At 64.9% G+C, this 21,804-nt stretch carries 11 protein-coding genes; 3 read left to right on the top strand and 8 right to left on the bottom strand.

Translation table 11 applies throughout. The features are described from left to right. Nucleotides 1-59 precede the first annotated feature (59 nt). The 7 genes from C8J40_RS14580 to C8J40_RS14550 all read right to left on the bottom strand — a co-directional run bounded on the left by C8J40_RS14580 (nt 60) and on the right by C8J40_RS14550 (nt 11,109). A complete protein-coding gene (locus C8J40_RS14580) occupies nt 60-2,366 on the bottom strand; it encodes a DPP IV N-terminal domain-containing protein (protein WP_132897636.1) in 2,307 nt (768 codons plus the stop codon). After that, entirely contained in the window at nt 2,366-4,828 is a 2,463-nt protein-coding gene (galA, locus tag C8J40_RS14575; RefSeq protein WP_132897635.1) for a beta-galactosidase GalA, read from the bottom strand. The genes C8J40_RS14580 and galA overlap by 1 nt, the downstream gene beginning before the upstream one ends. A gap of 15 nt (nt 4,829-4,843) precedes the next feature. Beyond that, entirely contained in the window at nt 4,844-7,783 is a 2,940-nt protein-coding gene (locus C8J40_RS14570; RefSeq protein ID WP_243693405.1) for a TonB-dependent receptor, read from the bottom strand. Nucleotides 7,784-8,027: 244 nt separating this feature from the next. After that, on the bottom strand, nt 8,028-9,140 hold the full coding sequence (locus C8J40_RS14565) for an RcnB family protein (RefSeq protein WP_132897634.1): 1,113 nt from the start codon (nt 9,138-9,140) through the stop codon (nt 8,028-8,030). 111 nt (nt 9,141-9,251) lie between these two features. Beyond that, the gene (locus C8J40_RS14560) at nt 9,252-9,737 is read right to left on the bottom strand and encodes a GAF domain-containing protein (RefSeq protein ID WP_132897633.1); all 486 of its coding nucleotides are present in this window, start codon (nt 9,735-9,737) and stop codon (nt 9,252-9,254) included. Nucleotides 9,738-9,948: 211 nt separating this feature from the next. Next, a complete protein-coding gene (gene arfB / locus C8J40_RS14555; protein WP_093399511.1) occupies nt 9,949-10,374 on the bottom strand; it encodes an alternative ribosome rescue aminoacyl-tRNA hydrolase ArfB in 426 nt (141 codons plus the stop codon). A 15-nt stretch (nt 10,375-10,389) separates the two neighbouring features. Then, nucleotides 10,390-11,109: an RNA pseudouridine synthase gene (locus tag C8J40_RS14550; RefSeq protein WP_132897632.1), complete on the bottom strand. Its 720-nt coding sequence runs from the start codon at nt 11,107-11,109 to the stop codon at nt 10,390-10,392. A 48-nt stretch (nt 11,110-11,157) separates the two neighbouring features. Between C8J40_RS14550 and C8J40_RS14545 the strand changes: the two genes are divergently transcribed. After that, entirely contained in the window at nt 11,158-11,904 is a 747-nt protein-coding gene (locus tag C8J40_RS14545) for a M15 family metallopeptidase (RefSeq protein ID WP_243693404.1), read from the top strand. 218 nt (nt 11,905-12,122) lie between these two features. On the opposite strand, the gene C8J40_RS14540 is transcribed toward C8J40_RS14545, so the two are convergent. After that, on the bottom strand, nt 12,123-12,620 hold the full coding sequence (locus tag C8J40_RS14540) for a hemerythrin domain-containing protein (RefSeq protein WP_132897630.1): 498 nt from the start codon (nt 12,618-12,620) through the stop codon (nt 12,123-12,125). Between the two features lie 405 nt (nt 12,621-13,025). Between C8J40_RS14540 and rpoB the strand changes: the two genes are divergently transcribed. After that, complete coding sequence (rpoB, locus tag C8J40_RS14535; protein WP_060526672.1) at nt 13,026-17,180, top strand: DNA-directed RNA polymerase subunit beta; 4,155 nt, start codon at nt 13,026-13,028, stop codon at nt 17,178-17,180. A 169-nt stretch (nt 17,181-17,349) separates the two neighbouring features. Continuing rightward, on the top strand, nt 17,350-21,636 hold the full coding sequence (rpoC, locus tag C8J40_RS14530; protein WP_056060318.1) for a DNA-directed RNA polymerase subunit beta': 4,287 nt from the start codon (nt 17,350-17,352) through the stop codon (nt 21,634-21,636). The last annotated feature ends 168 nt before the right edge of the window (nt 21,637-21,804 follow it).

Below are 21,804 nucleotides of genomic sequence, written 5' to 3'. Positions count from 1 at the left end.
TATCGCGCTCTCGGTAGCGGGCCACCCCTCCGTCAGCCCAAGCGGGCTGCCACCTCCCCTCAAAGGGGAGGATTAAGCGACACCGCATTCCAATCCGGCACCGCTTCCCCCGCAAGCTCCCGCACGAAAAACCCGAACTGCCGCCGCGCGACATAGTCGATCGGCCCGGTCGAGCGCCCGACGCTATGCTCGCCCCCCGGCACCGCCAGCAGCTCGAAATCCTTCCCCGCGCGGATGAGCGCGTCGGCGACCTGCATCGTCGAGGCGGGGTCGACGTTGCTGTCCTGCTCGCCGACGATCATCAGCAGCTTGCCGGTCAGTTGCGCGGCATGATCGACGCCCGATGCCGCGGCATAGCTCGCATCGACCGGCCAGCCGAGCCACTGTTCGTTCCAGCTGATCTTGTCCATCCGGTTGTCGTAACAGCCCGCATACGCCACGCCGACCTTGTAGAAATCGCCGTGGAACAGCAGCGCGTTCAGCGTACTTTGCCCGCCCGCCGACGCGCCGTAGATGCCGACCCGGCCGATATCGTAGGACGGGTCCTTCGCCGCCATCGCGCGGTGCCACGCGATCCGGTCCGGAAAGCCCGAGTCCGCGAGGTTCTTCCACGCGACGTCGTGGAACGCCTTCGAGCGGTTGGCGGTCCCCATCCCGTCGATCTGCACGACGATGAAGCCGAGGTCGGCCTGCGCCTGCATCCCGATCGCCTTGTCGCCGCCGGAATGGAACCCGAACGGCCAATATTGCTTGGGCACGAAACTGTCGTGCGGCCCCGCATAGATGTTCTCGATCACCGGATAGCGTTTGCGTGGGTCGTAATCGCGCGGGCGGACGACGACGCCCCAGATGTCGGTCTTGCCATCACGACCCTTCGCGACGAACACCTCGGGCGGCCGAAACCCCGCCGCGCGCAAGGCGCTGTCGTCGCCCGTGGTAATCGTCGCGACCAGCGCACCGTCGCTCGATCGGTGTAGTTCGCTGATGGTCGGCAGGTCGATGCGCGAATAGGTGTCGACATACAGCGTCCCATCGGGCGAGAACCGCGCGTCGTGATCGGCCTTGGCCGGCGTCAGCGCGGTCAGGTGGTGGCCATCGAAATCGATCCGGTAGACGTGGCGGAAATACGGGTCCTCGCCCGCATTCATCCCGCTCACCGAAAACACGATCTGCCGCTTGGCGTCGTCGACGGCGATGACGTCGCGCACCACCCACTTGCCGGTCGTGATCCGGTTTTTCACGGCGCCAGTGCGGCCGTCGACGAGGTACAGGTGGTTCCAGCCATCGCGTTCCGACGCCCAGACGATCTCGGCGCCGAGACCGTTGACCTCATGCACATAGCGGCGGTCGGCGAACACGAAGGTCTTCGCATCCTCGGTCACCGCCGCGTGCGCGACGCCGGTCTCCGCATCGACCGCGACGATCCGCGCCTGGCCGAAACCGCGCCGGACATAATCGAACGCGACACTGCGGCCGTCGCTGCGCCAGCGTGGCGCGGAGAGTTCGTACGCGTTGGGGAACAGCGCGTCATCGATCACCGTCTGCCGCCGGGTCGCCACGTCGAACAGCACCGGCCGCTCCTGGTCGATCGCGTCGCCGGGCTTCGGATAGAGCTGGCTCTGCAACTTCGGCTGGAGCTGATCGCGCGGCGACGATTCGACGCGTAGCACGCGCCGCTGATAGCCCGGCCGGACGCGGTAGATCATGATGCGGCGGCTGTCCGGCGACCAGCGCAACGTCTCGGGGTCGTAAAAATTGCCTGCCGTCCCGTCGACGCTCAGCGGAACGACGATTGCATTGCCGGTCTCGCGCATGACGAGATTGTCGCCCTGTACGAACGCGGTCCATTTGCCGTCGGGCGAAACCTTGGGACTGTTCTCGGCCGGCACCGCCATGTCGCGCACCACGCCGAACCCGCGCGGTCGGCTGCGATCGACCGCCGCCTCGCAGCGATAGACGACGATCCCGCACTGCCAGCGCGTCTCGTCCAGCGAGAACGCAATCGCCTTGCCGTCCTCCGCATAATCGAACTCGGCGAACGGCAGGTGCATCGCATCGACCACCTCGTGCCGCGCATCGCCCAGCGCCGCCGCGAGCTTGGCCGTATCGAACGCGGGCGACTTGGCGAGCGTCTTTGCGTCAACCGTCTCGAACGTGAACCCGCCCGCCACCGTCTTGCGATAGGAAAAGCGACGCCCGTCCGGCGTCCAGCGCGCGGGCCACGCCACGTCGCGCGTCAGATCCTGCCACGCCCGGCGCAGTCCGATCGACCGCCGGAACGCGGCTTCGTCGGGCGCGGCGTGCGCCGCCGCCGAAGCGCACAGCAATACCAGCGCGAGCGCCCGCGACGAACGACGTACAATCATCAACTATCCTTGGTCATGCCGATCAACGGCAGCATCGCCGGCGCGAGGCCGTCACCGCGCGCCTCGAGCCGGATCGGTCCGCCCTTCGCACCCGCCTGTACCAGTGCCATGCACAAGCCGTTGAACGCGGAGCGCGACGTCGCATGATCGGGCTCCAGACTCCGCGGATCGCCGTTGCCGACGCCGAGCAGTGTCGCATCGCCCGTCAGCGTGAACGACACGCGATTGGACGCGGTAGGCATTTCGCGGCGTTTCGCGTCGAGGATCGCCACGCGCACCACCGCGACCTCGCCCTGCGCCAATTGCCGCCGATCGCTCGACAGGCCGATCCGTGCCGCCACGCCGGTTGTCTCGCGCACCGCGTGCATCACACGCTTGCCGCCACGATACCCGTACGCCTCGATCCGCCCCGGCGCGTACGCCACCTGCCATTCGAGGTGCGTGTTCTTCACCACCGACTGCCGCCCGAGGCTACGCCCGTTCAGGATCAGCTCGACCGCGTCGCAATTGCTGTGCACCCATACCGACACCGGCTGCCCCTCGCGTCCCGCCCAGTTCCAGTGCGGGAACAGGTGGAGCACCGGTTCCCCGCTCCACCACGCGCGGTAGTAATAGAAATTGTCCTTCGGGAAGCCGCACAGGTCCATCTGGCCGAAGTTCGAGACGTTCTCGGGCCAGCGCTCGAACGGGGTCGGTTCGCCACGATAGTCGAACCCGGTCCATACGAACCCACCGCTCAGGAACGGCCGCGCGTCGTAGAAACTCCACCATTTTTCCGCAGTCGTCGCCCATTTGGGAAATTCGCGGTCGTAGGCGGGCACGAAGCCCGCCTTGTCATCCCGCGCATATTCGCCGCGGGTCATCACCGTGCTGCCCGTCTCCGTACCGATCATCGGCATGTCGGGGTGCGCGGCGTGGTACGGATCGATCGCGTCGAGGTAGTAATTGCATCCCATCACGTCGAGCACGCGCGACGCCCCCTCGCCGAACTTGCCGTTGAACGCCTCCGTCACCGGCCGCGTCCCGTCGAGTTCGTACACCTTGCGCTTCATCGTCTCGGCGATCCGCGCGCCGGTTTCGGTGCCGCGGTGGATCTCCTCGTTGCCGATGCTCCACAGGACGATGCTCGGATGATTGCGCCCCTGCCGGACCATCCGTTCGAGCTGCCCCAGGCCCTCGGCATTGCTCGACATCTGCCGCGTCTCGTCGATCATCAGGATGCCCATCCGGTCGCACGCGTCGAGGATCGCGGGCGACGGCGAATGATGCGTCGAGCGATAGGCGTTGCTGCCCATCGCCTTCAGCCGTTCGAGTCGCCAGACGTGCAGGCTGTCGGGCACCGCGAAGCCGACCCCGGCATGATCCTGGTGGTTGCAGGTGCCCTTGATCTTGACCGGCTTGCCGTTGAGGAAGAACCCGTGGTTCGCGTCGAACCGGATCGTGCGGATGCCGAAGGTGGACGTGTCGCGATCGACCAGCGTGCCGTCGACAAGGATCTCGCTGATCAGCGTGTAGAGATGCGGCATTTCCAGCGACCAGAGCGCAGGCGCGACGATGCGGGTCTCCTGCGTCGCGGTCGTCGCGCCCCAAGCCGGCAGCGCGAGCGGGTCCGCGAACAGCACTAGGCTCTTCCCGTCTGGACCGATCACCGTCGATCGAACCCGCGCCTCACACGCAGGGCCATCATTCGCGATCTCGGTTGCAACCCGGACCGTGGCGCCGCCGGTCTCGACGGAACAGCGCACCGTGGCACCCCAGCGCCGGACATGCACCGGCGCGGTCTTCACCAACCGCACGTCGCGGTAGAGCCCCGCCCCCTCGTACGACCACGCCTCGCCGAGGCTCACGTCGCAGCGGATGACGAGCACATTGTCCTCGCCGGGCTTGGCGAAATCCGTGACGTCGATCTCGAACGGCGCATACCCGCTCTCGGTCGAGCCGACGACGAAGCCGTTGAGTATCACGAGACAATCGCGCGCGACCCCATCGAACTGGAGCAGCAACCGCCGCCCCGCGTCCGCCTTGGCCAACGCAATCACCCGGCGATACCAGCCGACGCTGGTCGCCGGCCACATCCGCCCGACCGGCTTGAACCCCTGGAAAGATCCGGTCCGGTCCGCCTCGCTCCCCGCCGGCCCGAACTCTTCGAACGGCAGGTCGACCGCCCAGTCGTGCGGCAGCGTTACTGCCGTCCATGCGCTGTCGTCGAACTTGGGCTCGGCAACCGGCGTGCCGACATCGCCCGACTTGGCGTAGGTGTCATGCGAGCGCCCGAACCCGAAATCCTTCGCCGGATCGCTCGCGTGGCCGAGATGGAACCGCCACCCCGTCGCCAGCGACACGATCTCGCGTAGGCTGGCCGAGCCCGTCCCCGCCGCACCGATCGGCACGGCGGGGAGGATCGTCGCGAGCGCGGTCACGCCACCCGTCTTCAGAACGTCGCGGCGGACCAGGTTCGTCATAGCGTTATCCAAGCGTCAGAAGTTCACCGTCGCGCCGACGAACAGCGTGCGGCCCAGCACGTCATACACGCCGGGATAGGTGTTGCCGTTGCCGAACGACGACAGGATGCCCGAGGCGATCGCCGGCGGATCCTTGTCGAACAGGTTGTTGACGCCGGCGCGAAGCTGGAGCCCCTCGCCGACCGCGACCGTGCCCGCGAGATCGATGTAGTTGTACGCCGAGATCTTCCGATTGATCACGCTCGGCGTCCCCGCGAGGAAGGTGTTGTCCGACAGCGACGACAATTTGACCTGGTCGATATGCCGCCACGACACCGACACGCTCGCGCCCTGCGGCATCTGCCATGTGGTGCGCATCACGTGCCGCCACTTCGGGTTGGGCTGGCCACAGGTGTACCCGAACAACCCCTTGCAGTCATAGCTGCCCAGCCCTTTCAGCGGCTCGGATACCTGCGAGATCAGCCGCGTGCCGACCATGTTGAGGTTAAGCTTGCCGAGCGCGCCGATCCCCAGCGTGTAATCGGCGGTGAGATCGATCCCCGACGTCTTGAGCGACCCGGTGTTGTACGTGGTCGACACGATATAGCCGTTGCTGCCGAACAGCGCGCCCGAACGCGGGTCGCGCGTGAACAGCCCGCAATAGAACGGATCGCTCGCCGCGACGCACTGGCTGATCGCGAGCGACGGATCGACCGAGCTGATATAGTCCTTCACCTTGATGTGGTAATAATCGACCGACAGCGTGAAGTTGCGCACCATCCGCGGCGTCAGCACCATGCCGAGCGTATAGGTGTCGGCCTTTTCAGGCTTCAGCGCAGAATTGCCGCCATATTGCGCCGAGCACGTATCCGACGGGCACTCGACGATGTTGCCATATTGCGCCTGCGTCACGCCGGTCAGGCGGCAGATATCGAGCGAGGCGGTGGGCGACGTCCCCGAACACGGATCCTGTGCGGAGACGTTGCCGATCGAGCGCGAGCCGAACAGCTCGCCGATGTTCGGCGCACGGATCGCCCGGTTATAGCTGAAGCGGAACCGCGCATCCTTGACCGGCGCCCAGCTTGCCTCGCCCTTGTAGGTCCAGACGTTGTATTGCGACTTCAACCCGGTCGACTGCTGGCTGTTGCGATACGCGGAATAGCGCAGGCCGCCGTTGAGCGTCAGTTCGTGCGCGAACGGCAGGTCCTGCAGGATCGGGATCTCGATCTCGCCATAGCCTTCATTGACGGTGATGCGGCCATCCGAATTGGTCGTGCCGCCCTGCTGCGCGATCGCGTCCGCGGTGAAGTTGAGCGTCTCGCGACGATGCTCGCCGCCCAGCGCGATGTTGACGCCGCGCTTCGCCCAGGGGCTGGAGATGCCGAACGTCCCGAGGTCGCCATTCACGTTCGCGGACATCACGTCCAGCACGTTGCGCGACGCGGTGTTGCTCTCCGAAAACAGGTACGCGCCCTGCGCATCGGTGATCGCGTTCGCCTGGAACACGTTGATCGGCACGCACGCCGGGTCGCTGCCATCGATGACCGAGCGACAGGTCGGAACCCCGCCGACGTTGACCACGTCGAGCGCACGCTGCGCCTTCACATTGTCGACGTTGTTCAGATACGTCTCGTTGTAGCGCACCAGGGAATGCAGATAGTTGACGTCGTAGCGGAAGCCGTGACCGAGATCGCCACGGACACCTGCGGAATAGCGATAGTCCTGATGGCGCAGATCGTCGCGACGCGACTGGCCCGAGCCGAGGCGATAACCGATCAACGTATCCTGCGTCGCCGACGTCCCCGCCGCCGCGCCGCACAGCGACTGCTGCTGCGACGCGCTCATCAGCGGGTTGTTGCAGGGGACGGTGAAGGTGGTGCCGAGGAACAATGCGGACGGCGCGACCTGCGAGAAGGTGTGATCCTTCATGTACATGAAGCTGCCATAGACTTCGGCGATCGGTGCGATCTCGAACTTGGCAAACGCGCCGCCGGTAATGCGCTCGTCGGAGCGCTGGAAGTAGTTGGTCGGCGCGTAATTGTACGCATAGGCCGAGGTGTAGGGCACCCAGGTCGGCGTGCCGTTGGCGTTGTTGGTCAGCGTCCTGCCCGAGTTGGGCCCGCCGAGCGGCACGAACGTTCCGATCGGCGTGTTGCTCGATCCGCCGCAGATGAAACCATTGCCCGCGGCATCCGACGGGTTGAGCGCGCAGGCGGAGACATCGCGGTTCGCCTGGAGCACCGGATCGGTGTGACGATAGCCGCCATAGACGGTGATATTGCCGCGACCGTTCGCGAAATTCTTGCCGTACGCCGCGTTCAGATCCTGCTTGCCGCCATCGGCGACGCGGCCCGGCGCGTTTGCATAGCCACGCGTGGTCAGGACGTTGCGCACCCCGCTGTTGTCGTTGGTGTGCAACCCAAGCCCGGACTGGACGTCGATCCGCAGCCCGTCGAGATGATCCTTCAGCACGAAGTTGACGACGCCCGCAACCGCGTCCGAGCCGTAGACCGCGGACGCGCCGCCGGTCACCACGTCGACCCGGTCGATCAGCGCCGACGGCACGAAGTTCAGATCGATCGCCTGCTGCGGCATCAAGCGCTGGCCGTTGAGCAGGATCAGCGTGCGGTTCGATCCGAGGTTGCGCAGGTTGATGTTGGCGGTGCCGTCCGACCCGTTCGAGACGTTCTCGTTCGCGTCGGCGGTGAACTGCGGCAGGCGGTTCAGCACGTTCTCGACGTTGACCGCGCCCTGATACTTGATCTCCTGGTCCGTCACCGAGGTGATAGGACTGTTGCTGGCCAGATCGGGGCGGCGGATGCGCGTGCCGGTGACCACGATGGCGTCGTCTGCGCCCGTTTCGGCGGTTGGCTGCGGCACGGGCACGACCTGCGCATAGGCACTCGACGAGAGCAGCATCGCGACCATCGCGCCCAAGCTCGACCGATTACGAAGTTTTCCGACCAAAAATGTCATGAGTGCCCGCGCCCCTGTTTGGATGTTGCGCGCAATCCATCACGTCATCGAGTTTATGTCAAATATAATATACGATATCCTATATTCATATTGAGTAGATTGGGTGATGATGGTCTCGGGAGCGCCCGGGCTCCAACCGGAGCCAAGCTCGCGACAGGGGTGACAGGCCAAAAAAAACGCACGCCCCTAAGGACGTGCGCTGATGTTCCGGCTGATCCGCTGGCTTAGCGGCAGCAAATCGCGGTCAACGGCAGTTGCAGGTCGGACGCGCCCGGACGCGCTTTCGCCACGCCTTTCGCGGCGCGTACGACACCGTGTCGTAATATTCGGTCGTGGTCGTCGTCGTTACCATCGGGGCGGACTGGACCACGACCGTGGTTCCGCCGGCGGGATAGACGCTGCCGCTGGTCGTCGTCACCGTCGTCAGGCCGTCGGGCGAAACCCAGCTTCCGCCGGGCGCCGCGGCGTAGCCACGCGGTTGCGCATAGCCAGCGCCATAGGAGACGGGGGGTGCGTAGACGGGCGCGTAAGTAGCCGGCAGCGCATAGCCCGCGCCGTAATCGGCCCGTGGCGGCGGTGCGCGCCGACCGCGATCTTCGCCCTTGTCGATCGCATAGCCCGCCGCTGCCCCGACGCCGGCACCGATCAGCGTGCCGCCAAGACGGTTGCCACGTCCTGCGATGACATTGCCTGCAACGCCGCCTGCGACCGCACCGATCGCCGCGCCGCCGAGACCCGTGTCGCGCCGCGGTGCGCGGTCGTCATAGGGTGCGGCATAACCGCGGTCGGCCGGGCCTGCATAGACCGAGTCGTTCTGCGCATAATCCCGTGGCGCGACCGCGGTGTAACCACCGGAGTCATAGCGGTCCCAGTCGGTGTCGCTCACCGTATCGTACACCGAACCGCGCTGATCGATCAGGACGGCATCATCGTAATAGCGCGCCCAGTTATACCCCTGTGGCGGCTGCGGCAGGCCATAGCGCGACCAGTCGTTGATGTAGAAGCGCGGCGCGTTCCAATAGCCCGGCACCGCCCAGCCCCGATGCGGACGACGGTACGCGGCCCAGCCGCCTGGCGCGTTCGCCCCGCCCCACCAGCGCCCGCCGATCTTGCTGCCCCAGCGCGGCGCGCGGTGACCGGCAGGCTGTGGACCGACAGCCTGCGGGCCTCTGACCTGTGACGACGTGTAGACGACGGGCGGACGCGCGGCGATCGGCCCTGGCCGGTGCGGCGTTTGCATCGGCGCCTGCATCGCCGTGCCGGGGACGTCGTAGTTGGCGCCGGGGCGGTGCTGCGCGTCCGCTGCGCCGCCACTCGCCAGTGCCATCCCCGCGCTTGCGATCAAAAGCCTCCGCATGTCCGTCTCCCTGGTTTCGCCACCCTATCCCGCGCAAACGCCGAATATCTTAACAGGTTGCTTACCAAAGCCGGGAGGGACTCGCCAGCGAGCGTACCGTCCCGAAACGGATCAGCTCCGCAGACGCTTGGCGAGCAATGCCGCCAGTGCCTCGCACCCTGCCGCGTCTTCGGCGTCGAACCGCGCGGGTTCGGGGCTGTCGAGGTCGAGCACTGCGATCAGCGTGCCGTCCTTGGTCACCGGCACCACCAGTTCGGAGCGGCTGGCGGCATCGCACGCGATGTGGCCGGGGAAGGCGTGGACGTCCTCGACCAGTTGCGTGGTCAGTGTCGCGGCGGCGGCACCGCAGACGCCCTTGCCGACCGGGATGCGGATGCAGGCGACCTTGCCCTGGAACGGGCCGAGCACGAGCTCGCCTTCCACCAGCCGGTAGAAACCTGCCCAGTTGAGGTCGGGGAGGTATTCCCACACCAATGCGGCGGCGTTGGCCATGTTGGCGATCGGATCGGTCTCGTCCGCGGTCAGCGCGTCGAGCGCGGCGAGAAGGTCGCGGTAGAGATCGGCCTTGGTGCCGGCGGCAATATCGAACTGGTACATCTGTCTTCCTTGGTCGGCGGGGGGGGGGGGCGGTCGAGCAACACCGAAAAGCTCACTATCCCTCGTCAATTCTCGTCACCCCAGCGAAAGCTGGGGTATCCATGTTGGCGCTCGTCGCCCGCTCCTCAAGGATACCCCAGCTTTCGCTGGGGTGACGGCATTATGGGGTGACGGCATTATTACGCGCTGATTACCGACAGAGCATCATCGTTCAATCATCGCGGACCTTGCCGCGACCCGCCTTGACCCCGCTCCGCACCTTCTTCGTATCAACCCGCCGCGCCTTGGCTGCTTTCGACGGCTTGGTCGCGCGGCGGGCCTTGGGGACGATCGTCGCTTCCTTGATCAGTGCGACGAGGCGCTCGCGGACTTCCTGGCGGTTGAGCAGTTGCGACCGCGAGCCCTCGCTGCGCAGTACCAGGACGCCGTCGCGCGTGAGGCGCGATCCGGCCAGCACCGCTATGCGGTTCTTCACCGCCAGCGGCAGGCCGGGCGACAGGCCGACATCGAAGCGCAGGATCACCGCGCTGTCGGTGGTGTTGACGTGCTGACCGCCGGGGCCGCCCGAGCGCGTGGTGCTTTCGATCAGCTCGCTGTCGTCGATCGAGATCGATCGGGTGATCGGGATCGCGACCATCAGCCCCTCGCCTGCTCAGTCGTCGGCGGAGTCGGGCGCCGTTACCGCATCGGCAGCCGGAGCGACGTCGGCGACCGGAGCCGCCTCGTCGGCAAACCCGGCCTTGGCGAAGCGCTCGGGCAACGGCGCTTCGGCGAGCACATCGGGCTTGCCCGGACGCGGCACGATCAGGCGCTGCGCGTGGAGCATCATGCCGAGCCCGTCCGCCTTGCCGTAGACGCCATCGCCGACCACCGGCGCGCCGAGGCCGCTCGCCGCGTGGACGCGGATCTGATGCGTACGGCCGGTCTCGGGCAGGAACTCGACCAGCGAACGCCCGTCCCTAATCTCGAGCACGCGCCACTTGGTGCGCGACTTCTTGCCGTCAGGGTCCTCGACCATCCGCCAGCCGGTCTCAGCGGTGCTGACCTTGCCGAGCGCCATCTCGATCAGGCCGGACGTGCCCTCGACGACGCCGTCGAGCAGCGCGACATAGCGCTTCGAGACGAGTCCCTGCTCGAACGCCTGCTGCAACCGGGCATGCGCCTTGGGGTTGCGCGACAAGAGCAGGCAGCCGCTCGTGTCGCGGTCGAGCCGGTGCACGGCCTTGGGCCAGCGCTGGAAGCCGAACTTCAGGCTTTCGAGATGATTTTCGAGGCTCAGCGAGCCATCGCGGGGCGGATCGACCGGCAGCCCTGCGGGCTTGTCGATCACCAGGGCCTCGCCGTCGAGGAAGAGTACGCGTTCACCATGCATGCCGCCGCCCTTGCCATCATTAGCGCCTGCGTGCCAGAGCCCGCGTCGATGTTGCACCGCACGCTGGCTCTCGCGCTCCTCTTCGCCCCGACCGTCGCGGAGGCTCAATTGTGCGAAGGCCAGAGCGCGGCGATCGCCCCCGACGGTCGCGCGTTCGGGCATTTGCCATACGGCGACGCGCCCGAAACCGAGCTGGTCACGCTGCCGTCCGAATATTCCGTGGGCAATCCGTGCGTGGTGCGCGCCGACATATTGCCCGACCTGTTGCGGCTGTTCGCGGCGGCGCAGGGCGATCCTTCGGTGATGGGTCAGCTTCGCGCGCTGTCGTGCCAGCGGTCGATCGCCCGCCAGCGCAGCGTCTTCTGTCGCGGCGAGACGAGCAGCCCGGCCGACCGCGCGATCTCTGTCGCGCCGCCGGGGTATAGCGAGCATTCGACCGGCTATGCGCTGGATTTTGCGGTGCGTCCGGCGAACGGGTGCCCCGACGCGGAGGCGTGCATGGCCGCTACGCCTGCTGCGCGCTGGCTCCGGGTGAACGCGCCGCGGTTCGGGTTCGAGCAGAGCTTTCCCGGCGGCAACAAGCAGCATGTGAAGTGGGAGCCGTGGCATTGGCGCTGGGTCGGCGTCACCGAGGCCGCCCCGGGCGCGGCGAAGGCGCGGTTCGTGTTCGCGCGGGCGCGGCGATTGTATCCGGCTGATCCGGGAGTGTTGCCGCTGGTGGTGAAGGTTACGGCGCAACCGCCGGTGCCGGTGGCGCCTGTGGTTGCAGTGCCGTCGAAGAAGAAGCGGCGGTAGACGAACGGCTGGTTTGATCCGGGATACGGATCCCCAAGAATCATGCCACCCCGGCGGAGGCCGGGGCCCAGTTGGGGAACGTTGCCAACGACGAGCAGCGCTTCGTTACTGCTACCTCTCCAACTGGGCCCCGGCCTCCGCCGGGGTGGTGCAGTTGGATAGTGTATCTATCTAAATGCTTCATGCGTCCCGATCGGGTGACCTGGACTCGCCGTCCCTCAGTGCAGCACCAGCCCACCCGGACGCACGACACCGTCACGCAACGCGTGATCGTACAGGATCTCCGTTTCAAGCATCACCTGGCTCGACAGCCGATCGAGCATCGATTCCGCCTGGACGCCGAACTTTTCCCATTCGCCGGGCGCGATGATCGGCAGCCAGCGACCGATGAACGCCTTCCAGTCGGAGCGGAGGATGTCGAGATTCTCCTCCATCGTCGCGATCGTGTCGGGCGAATACTTCGCCTCCATCGCCATCACCGTGCGATCGATGACCTCGTCCTCAAGGTCGAGATGCTTGGCGACGGTGATCGCGAGTTCGATCAGCTTGCGCGACGCGATGCCACTCTGCTCCCGCGACCCTTGCGCCAGATCGGCGAGTACGACGCACTGCTCGGCGATCCGCTTGTGATCATCGAGTAGTTGCGCCCAGTTCGCGCGATCCTCGTCGGAGGCCGCGTGGACCATCACCCTGTCGGTTGTCACCTTGTCGTTCATCCTGCCGTATCCCCCATACGTATACGATCGACGCCCTACTGCGGATGCGCCTAGCGTTGCAGGCGATCCACAATCTATAGTATTTTCGACACTCTCGGCGTTTCAAAACGACCCGCCCTCAATCTCGGCCCTCAATCTCGATAGCTAGAGCATTGCGTCACACATCGACATCCGCCCTTTGACATGACGCCGTGCTACGCCTATATCCGCATCTCACCACAGCATCCGGGAAATGACATGCCGTCGCGCAGCGTGTCGATCGTATTGGATACCGAGGTTTCATACGCTGAGAGCCGCCGCACCTGATGCGCGCGGCCTTTTTGCGTGAACGTGCGTCCCGCTTGGGGGTTCCCAAGCACGAAATTACGACTGATCCGTCAGTTTTTATAGGGCGAAACAAAACCTATGGCTTCCAAGGCGATCGAACACGGCACCGCAAAGCGCCGTATCCGCAAGGTTTTCGGCAACATCCACGAAGTCGTGCAGATGCCGAACCTGATCGAAGTCCAGCGCGAGAGCTACGAGCAGTTCCTCCGCTCCGACAAGTCGATCGGCCACGTCTCGGGTCTCGAGAAGACGCTGCGCAGCGTGTTCCCGATCCAGGATTTCGCCGGCACCGCCTATCTCGATTTCGACGATTACGTCCTTGAGCCGCCGAAGTTCGACGTCGAGGAATGCCGCCAGCGCGGGATCACCTACGCCGCGCCGATGCGCGTCACGCTGCGTCTGACCGCGTTCGAGGTCGATCCCGATACCGAGGCCAAGTCGGTCATCGATATCAAGGAGCAGGACGTGTACATGGGCGACATGCCGCTCATGACCGAGAACGGCACGTTCTTCATCAACGGCACCGAGCGCGTCATCGTCAGCCAGATGCACCGTTCGCCGGGCGTCCTGTTCGATCACGATCGCGGCAAGACGCACGCATCGGGCAAGTACCTCTTCGCAGCCCGCGTGATCCCGTATCGCGGTTCGTGGCTCGATTTCGAGTTCGACGCGAAGGACATCGTCAACGTCCGCATCGATCGCAAGCGCAAGCTGCCCGTCACGGCGCTGCTCTACGCGCTCGGCATGACGTCGGAAGAGATCCTCAACTATTTCTACAACCGCGTGACGTTCGTTCGCGGCCAGGGTGGCTGGATCGTTCCGTTCCAGGTCGAGAACTGGCGTGGCCAGAAGCCGATGTTCGACATCGTCGATGCGAAGACCGGCGAAGTCGTGTTCCCGAACGGCCAGAAGATTTCCCCACGCGCTGCCAACAAGGCGTTCAAGGACGGCCTGACCGACCTGCTGATCCCGACCGAGGAAATCTTCGGCCGCTATTCGGCCTACGACCTGATCGACGAGTCGACCGGCCGCATCTACATCGAAGCCGGTGACGAAGTTACGTCCGAGAACCTCGAACTGCTCGATCAGGCAGGCATCGAGCGTCTCGACCTGCTCGACATCGATCACGTCGCGACCGGCCCGTGGATCCGCAACACGCTCAAGGTCGACAAGGCCGAAGAGCGCGAGCAGGCACTGTCCGACATCTATCGCGTGATGCGCCCCGGCGAGCCACCGACGCTGGAGACCGCAGAGGCGTTGTTCTCGGGCCTGTTCTTCGATCCGGATCGCTACGACCTGTCGGCCGTGGGTCGCGTGAAGCTGAACATGCGTCTCGACCTCGACGTCGAGGACACCGTGACGACGCTGCGCACCGAGGACATTCTCGAGGTCATCAAGACGCTCGTGAACCTCAAGGACGGCAAGGGCGAAATCGACGATATCGACAACCTCGGTAACCGTCGTGTCCGTTCGGTCGGCGAGCTGCTTGAGAACCAGTACCGCGTCGGCCTGCTCCGCATGGAGCGCGCCGTGAAGGAGCGCATGTCGTCGGTCGACGTCTCGACCGTCATGCCGAACGACCTGATCAACGCGAAGCCTGCGGTTGCCGCGGTCCGCGAATTCTTCGGCTCGTCGCAGCTGTCGCAGTTCATGGATCAGACCAACCCGCTGTCGGAAGTCACCCACAAGCGTCGCGTGTCGGCACTTGGACCAGGTGGTCTGACGCGTGAGCGCGCTGGTTTCGAAGTCCGCGACGTTCATCCGACGCATTACGGCCGCATCTGCCCGATCGAGACGCCGGAAGGCCCGAACATCGGTCTGATCAACTCGCTCGCGTCGTTCTCGCGCGTCAACAAGTACGGCTTCATCGAGACTCCGTACCGCAAGGTCGTCGACCACAAGGTCACCGACGACGTCGTGTACCTGTCGGCGATGGAAGAGGCCAAGCACACGATCGCGCAGGCCAACGCCGAGCTCGATTCGTCGAACGGCTTCGTCGAGGAGTTGGTGTCGTCGCGTCAGGCTGGCGAATTCCTGATGGCGCTGCCCGACAACATCACGTTGATGGACGTCAGCCCCAAGCAGCTCGTCTCGGTCGCCGCATCGCTCATTCCGTTCCTGGAAAACGATGACGCCAACCGCGCACTGATGGGCTCGAACATGCAGCGTCAGGCGGTGCCGCTCGTCCAGGCCGAGGCGCCGTTCGTCGGCACCGGCATGGAAGAGACGGTTGCCCGTGACTCTGGTGCAGCGATCTCGGCCAAGCGTGCGGGCATCGTCGACCAGGTCGACGCGGCGCGTATCGTGATCCGTGCAACCGGCGAGATCGATGCCGGTAAGTCGGGCGTCGACATCTATACGCTGATGAAGTTCCAGCGCTCGAACCAGTCGACCTGCATCAACCAGCGTCCGCTGGTGAAGGTAGGCGATGCGGTCCGTGCCGGCGACGTGCTCGCCGACGGCCCGTCGACCGAGTTCGGCGAACTGGCGCTGGGTCGCAACAGCCTCGTCGCGTTCATGCCGTGGAACGGCTACAACTACGAGGATTCGATCCTGATCTCCGAGCGGATCGTGAAGGACGACGTGTTCACGTCGATCCATATCGACGAGTTCGAAGTGATGGCTCGCGACACGAAGCTCGGGCCCGAGGACATCACGCGCGACATCCCGAACGTCGGCGAGGAAGCGCTTCGCAACCTCGACGAGGCGGGCATCGTCTACATCGGTGCAGAGGTCGAGCCGGGCGATATTCTCGCCGGCAAGATCACGCCGAAGGGTGAATCGCCGATGACGCCGGAGGAGAAGCTTCTCCGTGCGATCTTCGGCGAGAAGGCCAGCGACGTGCGCGATACGTCGCTTCGCCTGCCGCCGGGGGTGTCGGGTACGGTCGTCGACGTTCGCGTCTTCAACCGTCACGGCATCGACAAGGACGAGCGTGCGATGGCGATCGAGCGCGAGGAGATCGAGCGCCTGAAGAAGGATTCGGACGACGAGCGTTCGATCCTGAACCGTGCGACCTGGTCGCGTCTTCGCGAGATGCTGCTCGACCAGACCGCCACCTCGGCGCCGAAGGGCGTCAAGAAGGGTGTCGTGATCGACATGGATCTGCTCGACAGCGTCGACCGCCACGAGTGGTGGAAGTTCGCGGTCGCCGACGACAAGGTCCAGAGCGATCTGGAAGCGGTCAAGATCCAGTATGACGATGCGGCCAAGCTGATCACGGACAAGTTCCACGATCGTCGCGAGAAGCTGGAGCGTGGTGACGAGCTGTCGCCGGGCGTGCTGAAGATGGTCAAGGTGTTCGTCGCGGTGAAGCGCAAGCTGCAGCCGGGCGACAAGATGGCCGGCCGTCACGGCAACAAGGGCGTCATCAGCCGCATCCTGCCGGCGGAGGACATGCCGTTCCTCGCCGACGGTACGCCGGTCGATATCGTGCTCAACCCGCTGGGCGTGCCATCGCGCATGAACGTCGGGCAGATCTTCGAGACGCATCTGGGCTGGGCCGCACGTGGCCTGGGTCAGTCGATCACCGCGGCTCTGGAGACGTGGCGTGAAGAGAATCCGGACGCCAAGCCGGGTGCGATGCCCGAGGCGGTCCGCGATCGCCTGAAGACGGTGTACGGCGAGCAGTATCACGCCGAGATCGACGCCCGCACGGGTGACGAGATCGTCGAGCTGGCCAAGAACCTGAAGGGCGGCGTGCCGATGGCGACGCCGGTGTTCGATGGTGCCCGCGAAGCCGACGTCTCGGCGATGCTGGCGCTGGCGGGCCTCGACACGTCGGGTCAGTCGGACCTGTTCGACGGCCGCACCGGCGATCAGTTCGATCGCAAGGTGACGGTGGGCTACATCTACATGCTGAAGCTCCACCATCTGGTCGACGACAAGATCCACGCACGGTCGATCGGGCCGTACTCGTTGGTCACGCAGCAGCCGCTGGGTGGTAAGGCGCAGTTCGGTGGGCAGCGCTTCGGCGAGATGGAGGTCTGGGCACTCCAGGCCTACGGCGCGGCGTACACTTTGCAGGAAATGCTGACGGTGAAGTCGGACGACGTGGTCGGACGCACCAAGGTCTACGAGGCGATCGTCAAGGGCGACGACACGTTCGAGGCCGGCATCCCGGAGAGCTTCAACGTGCTCGTCAAGGAAATGCGCTCGCTCGGCCTGAATGTGGACCTGAAGCAGTCGGAGCCCGGCTTCGACAGCGACGGCATCCAGATCGCGGCGGAGTAATTCCTTTGCCCTCCCCTCCCGCTCGCGGGAGGGGACCGAGGGGTGGGCTCCCGGCCGGCAGCGAAGCGCGACGTCGATGCCGGGCGCCCACCCCCTCCCAGCCTGAAGAGGCTGGGCCCCTCCCCCTCCCGCAAGCGGTAGGGGGGAAGATTTTTCCTAAGGACAGCTCATGAACGAGATGACCCCCTTCGCCAATCCGGTCGCCAAGACCGAGACGTTCGACCAGATCCAGATCGGCATCGCGTCCCCGGACAAGATTCGTTCGTGGTCGTTCGGCGAGATCAAGAAGCCCGAGACCATCAACTACCGCACGTTCAAGCCCGAGCGTGACGGCCTGTTCTGCGCGCGCATCTTCGGTCCGATCAAGGACTACGAGTGCCTGTGCGGCAAGTACAAGCGCATGAAGTACAAGGGCATCGTCTGCGAGAAGTGCGGCGTCGAGGTTACCGTCTCGAAGGTTCGCCGCGAGCGGATGGGCCATATCGAACTGGCCGCACCGGTCGCGCACATCTGGTTCCTGAAGTCGCTGCCGTCGCGCATCGGCCTGCTGCTCGACATGCAGCTGAAGCAGCTCGAGCGCGTGCTGTACTTCGAGGCGTACATCGTCATCGAGCCGGGCCTGACCCCGCTCGAGAAGTACCAGCTGATGACCGAGGACGAACTCCTCGACGCGCAGGACCAGTATGGCGAGGACGCGTTCTCGGCCGGTATCGGTGCCGAAGCGGTCCGCATCATGCTCGAATCGCTCGATCTCGTCGGTGAGCGTACCGCGCTGCTCGAAGAGCTCGCGGTCACCAAGTCCGAGCTGAAGCCCAAGAAGATCATCAAGCGCCTGAAGGTCGTCGAGAGCTTCATCGATTCAGGCAATCGCCCCGAGTGGATGATCCTCGAAGTCGTTCCGGTCATCCCGCCCGAGCTGCGCCCGCTGGTGCCGCTGGACGGCGGTCGTTTCGCGACGTCGGATCTGAACGATCTGTATCGCCGCGTGATCAACCGCAACAATCGTCTCAAGCGTTTGATGGAACTCCGCGCGCCGGACATCATCGTCCGCAACGAGAAGCGCATGCTCCAGGAGGCCGTCGACGCATTGTTCGACAATGGTCGCCGCGGTCGCACGATCACGGGCGCCAACAAGCGTCCGCTGAAGTCGCTGTCCGACATGCTCAAGGGCAAGCAGGGCCGCTTCCGCCAGAATCTGCTCGGCAAGCGCGTCGACTATTCGGGTCGTTCGGTCATCGTGACCGGGCCTGAGCTGAAGCTGCACCAGTGCGGCCTGCCGAAGAAGATGGCGCTCGAGCTGTTCAAGCCGTTCATCTACGCGCGTCTCGATGCGAAGGGTCTGTCGATGACCCTGAAGCAGGCGAAGAAGTGGGTCGAGAAGGAGCGCAAGGAAGTCTGGGATATCCTGGACGAGGTGATCCGCGAGCATCCGGTCATGCTGAACCGTGCGCCGACGCTTCACCGTCTCGGCATCCAGGCGTTCGAGCCGGTTCTGATCGAGGGCAAGGCGATCCAGCTTCACCCGCTGGTCTGCTCCGCGTTCAACGCCGATTTCGACGGCGATCAGATGGCCGTGCACGTTCCGCTGAGCCTCGAGGCCCAGCTCGAAGCACGCGTCCTGATGATGTCGACGAACAACATCCTGTCGCCCGCCAACGGCAAGCCGATCATCGTTCCGTCGCAGGACATGGTCCTCGGCCTCTATTATCTGTCGATGATGAAGGAGAACGAGCCGGGCCAGGGGATGCTGCTCGGTGACATGGCCGAAGTGCACCAGGCGCTGAACGCGCAGGCGGTCACGCTGCACACCAAGGTCATCAGCCGCGTTCCGCAGACCGACGAGAAGGGCAAGCAGTACCTCAAGCGGTACGAGACGACCCCGGGCCGCATGTTGCTGGGCGAGTGCCTGCCGCACAGCCACAAGGTGCCGTTCGACACCGTCAACCGCCTCCTCACCAAGAAGGACGTGGGCGACGTGATCGACGAGGTCTATCGTCACACCGGCCAGAAGGAGACCGTGCTGTTCGCCGACGCGATCATGTCGCTCGGCTTCCGCCACGCGTTCCGTGCCGGCATCTCGTTCGGCAAGGACGACATGATCATTCCGGACGCCAAGGTCGGTCTGGTCGATGACACCAAGGCGCTCGTGAAGGACTTCGAGCAGCAGTATCAGGACGGCCTGATCACGCAGCAGGAGAAGTACAACAAGGTGATCGACGCCTGGAGCCGTTGCGGCGATCAGGTCGCGAACGCCATGATGGACGAGATCCGTGCGGTGAAGGTCGACGAGGAAACCGGTCGTGAAAAGCCGATCAACTCGATCTACATGATGGCCCATTCGGGTGCTCGTGGTTCGCAGGCGCAGATCAAGCAGCTTGCCGGCATGCGCGGTCTGATGGCCAAGCCGTCGGGCGAGATCATCGAGACGCCGATCATCTCGAACTTCAAGGAGGGTCTCACCGTCCTCGAATACTTCAACTCGACTCACGGCGCTCGCAAGGGCCTCGCGGATACGGCGTTGAAGACCGCGAACTCGGGCTACCTGACGCGTCGTCTGGTCGACGTGTCGCAGGATTGCGTCATCATCGAACCGGATTGCGGCACGACCCGCGCGCTGGAGATGAAGGCAATTCTCCAGGGTGGTTCGACGATCGCAAGCCTCGGCGAGCGCATCCTCGGTCGTACGACCGCGGAGGACATCGTCGATCCGAAGACCGGCAAGGTCGTCATCCCGTCGGGCACGCTGCTCGACGAGCCGATGATCACGACGATCGAGGGCCTCGGCACGCAGTCGTGCAAGATCCGCAGCCCGCTGGTCTGCGAATCGAAGATCGGCGTGTGCGGCAAGTGCTACGGGCGCGATCTCGCCCGCGGTACGCCGGTCAATATCGGTGAAGCTGTCGGCGTCATCGCCGCACAGTCGATCGGTGAGCCGGGCACGCAGCTGACGATGCGTACGTTCCACATCGGTGGTGCGGCGCAGCTCAACGAAACGTCGAACCTCGAGGCGCATGCCGACGGTACGGTGCAGTTCCGCGATCTGCGTATCATCGTCGACCAGCGTGGCCGTCGCGTGGTGCTCAGCCGCTCGGGCGAAATCGCGATCGTCGACATGGACGGCCGCGAGCTCTCGGTCGATCGTATCCCTTACGGTGCGTACGTGCTGTTCGACGATGGTCACATCGTGTCGCGCGGCGATCGGATGGCCGAGTGGGATCCGTTCACCATGCCGGTGATCACGGAGAACCCGGGCACGATCAAGTATGTCGACCTGATCGAGGGCAAGACGCTCACCGAGCAGACCGACGAAGCCACGGGCATCGCCCAGCGCGTCGTGATCGAATATCGTGCGGCGACCAAGTCGAAGGAGGATCTGCGTCCGCGCATGACCCTGCTCGACGAGACGTCGGGCGAGACCGGTCGTTACATGCTGGCGATCGGCGCGACGTTGTCGGTCGAGGATGGGGCACAGGTGTTCGGCGGCGACGTCGTGGCCCGCGTCAGCCGCGAGAGCGCCAAGACGCGTGACATCACCGGTGGTCTGCCGCGTGTTGCCGAGCTGTTCGAGGCGCGTATCCCCAAGGACTCGGCGATCATCGCGAAGATCTCGGGCCGCGTCGTGTTCGGCAAGGACTACAAGGCGAAGCGCAAGATCGGCATCCAGCCCGAGGATGGCGGCGACGTCGTCGAGTATCTGGTGCCGAAGTCGAAGGTGATCGACGTCCAGGAGGGCGATTACGTCAAGCGCGGCGACAACCTGATCGGCGGCTCGCCCGATCCGCACGACATCCTCGAGACGATGGGCATCGAACCCCTCGCCGAGTATCTCGTGTCGGAAATCCAGGAGGTCTATCGTCTCCAGGGCGTGAAGATCAACGACAAGCACATCGAGACGATCGTTCGTCAGATGCTGCAGAAGGTCGAGATCACCGACGGCGGCGACACCACGCTGCTGAAGGGCGAGCAGGTCGATCGCGAGGAAATGGACGCGACCAACGAGAAGCTCGAGAAGAAGCAGACCCGCGCACAGGGCAAGCCCATCCTGCTCGGCATCACCAAGGCGTCGCTGCAGACCCGCAGCTTCATCTCGGCGGCATCGTTCCAGGAAACTACGCGGGTGCTCACCGAAGCAGCCGTGCAGGGCAAGCAGGACATGCTGATGGGCCTGAAGGAGAACGTGATCGTCGGCCGGCTCATCCCGGCAGGCACCGGTGCAGGCCTCAACCGCCTGCGTGTCGTGGCCAACAGCCGCGACGCCGCGATGCGCGTCCAGCAGCGCAAGATGGCGGAGGTGTCGATCGTGGCACCGATGTCGGCTGCCGACGAGCACGCCGCCGAACTCGCGCGCTCGCCGCGCGATGCTGGCGGCACCGGTGAAGATCCGCTCGCAGCGGTCGTCACCTCGGGCACCGGCACCGACGCGGATGCCGGCGAGTATCTGAACGAGACCGAGTAATCGGTTTCGTCAGACGCCTTCCGCGCTGACTAAGGAAAAGGCCGCCGTCCGGGATACCGGGCGGCGGCCTTTTTCGTTTTGGCGCGCAGATGCAGAGAAGGACTGATCGACCTTCAGAGCATTGAAAGGGCTTCAGTCCCGAATTTCCCGGTCGGTTTGATGGGTTCG

The organism is Sphingomonas sp. PP-CC-3A-396 (assembly GCF_004343105.1).
Classification (GTDB): domain Bacteria; phylum Pseudomonadota; class Alphaproteobacteria; order Sphingomonadales; family Sphingomonadaceae; genus Sphingomonas.
The sequence above is the reverse complement of the archived record's forward strand: the minus strand, read 5'-3'. Positions and strand labels throughout refer to the sequence as shown.

Excerpts from the sequence above, each read along its gene's own strand:
- C8J40_RS14580 (WP_132897636.1), bottom strand. The coding sequence starts at position 2,366 with ATGATTGTACGTCGTTCGTCGCGGGCGCTCGCGCTGGTATTGCTGTGC.
- galA (WP_132897635.1), bottom strand. The coding sequence starts at position 4,828 with ATGACGAACCTGGTCCGCCGCGACGTTCTGAAGACGGGTGGCGTGACC.
- C8J40_RS14570 (WP_243693405.1), bottom strand. The coding sequence starts at position 7,783 with ATGACATTTTTGGTCGGAAAACTTCGTAATCGGTCGAGCTTGGGCGCG.
- C8J40_RS14565 (WP_132897634.1), bottom strand. The coding sequence starts at position 9,140 with ATGCGGAGGCTTTTGATCGCAAGCGCGGGGATGGCACTGGCGAGTGGC.
- C8J40_RS14560 (WP_132897633.1), bottom strand. The coding sequence starts at position 9,737 with ATGTACCAGTTCGATATTGCCGCCGGCACCAAGGCCGATCTCTACCGC.
- arfB (WP_093399511.1), bottom strand. The coding sequence starts at position 10,374 with ATGGTCGCGATCCCGATCACCCGATCGATCTCGATCGACGACAGCGAG.
- C8J40_RS14550 (WP_132897632.1), bottom strand. The coding sequence starts at position 11,109 with ATGCATGGTGAACGCGTACTCTTCCTCGACGGCGAGGCCCTGGTGATC.
- C8J40_RS14545 (WP_243693404.1), top strand. The coding sequence starts at position 11,158 with ATGTTGCACCGCACGCTGGCTCTCGCGCTCCTCTTCGCCCCGACCGTC.
- C8J40_RS14540 (WP_132897630.1), bottom strand. The coding sequence starts at position 12,620 with ATGAACGACAAGGTGACAACCGACAGGGTGATGGTCCACGCGGCCTCC.
- rpoB (WP_060526672.1), top strand. The coding sequence starts at position 13,026 with ATGGCTTCCAAGGCGATCGAACACGGCACCGCAAAGCGCCGTATCCGC.
- rpoC (WP_056060318.1), top strand. The coding sequence starts at position 17,350 with ATGAACGAGATGACCCCCTTCGCCAATCCGGTCGCCAAGACCGAGACG.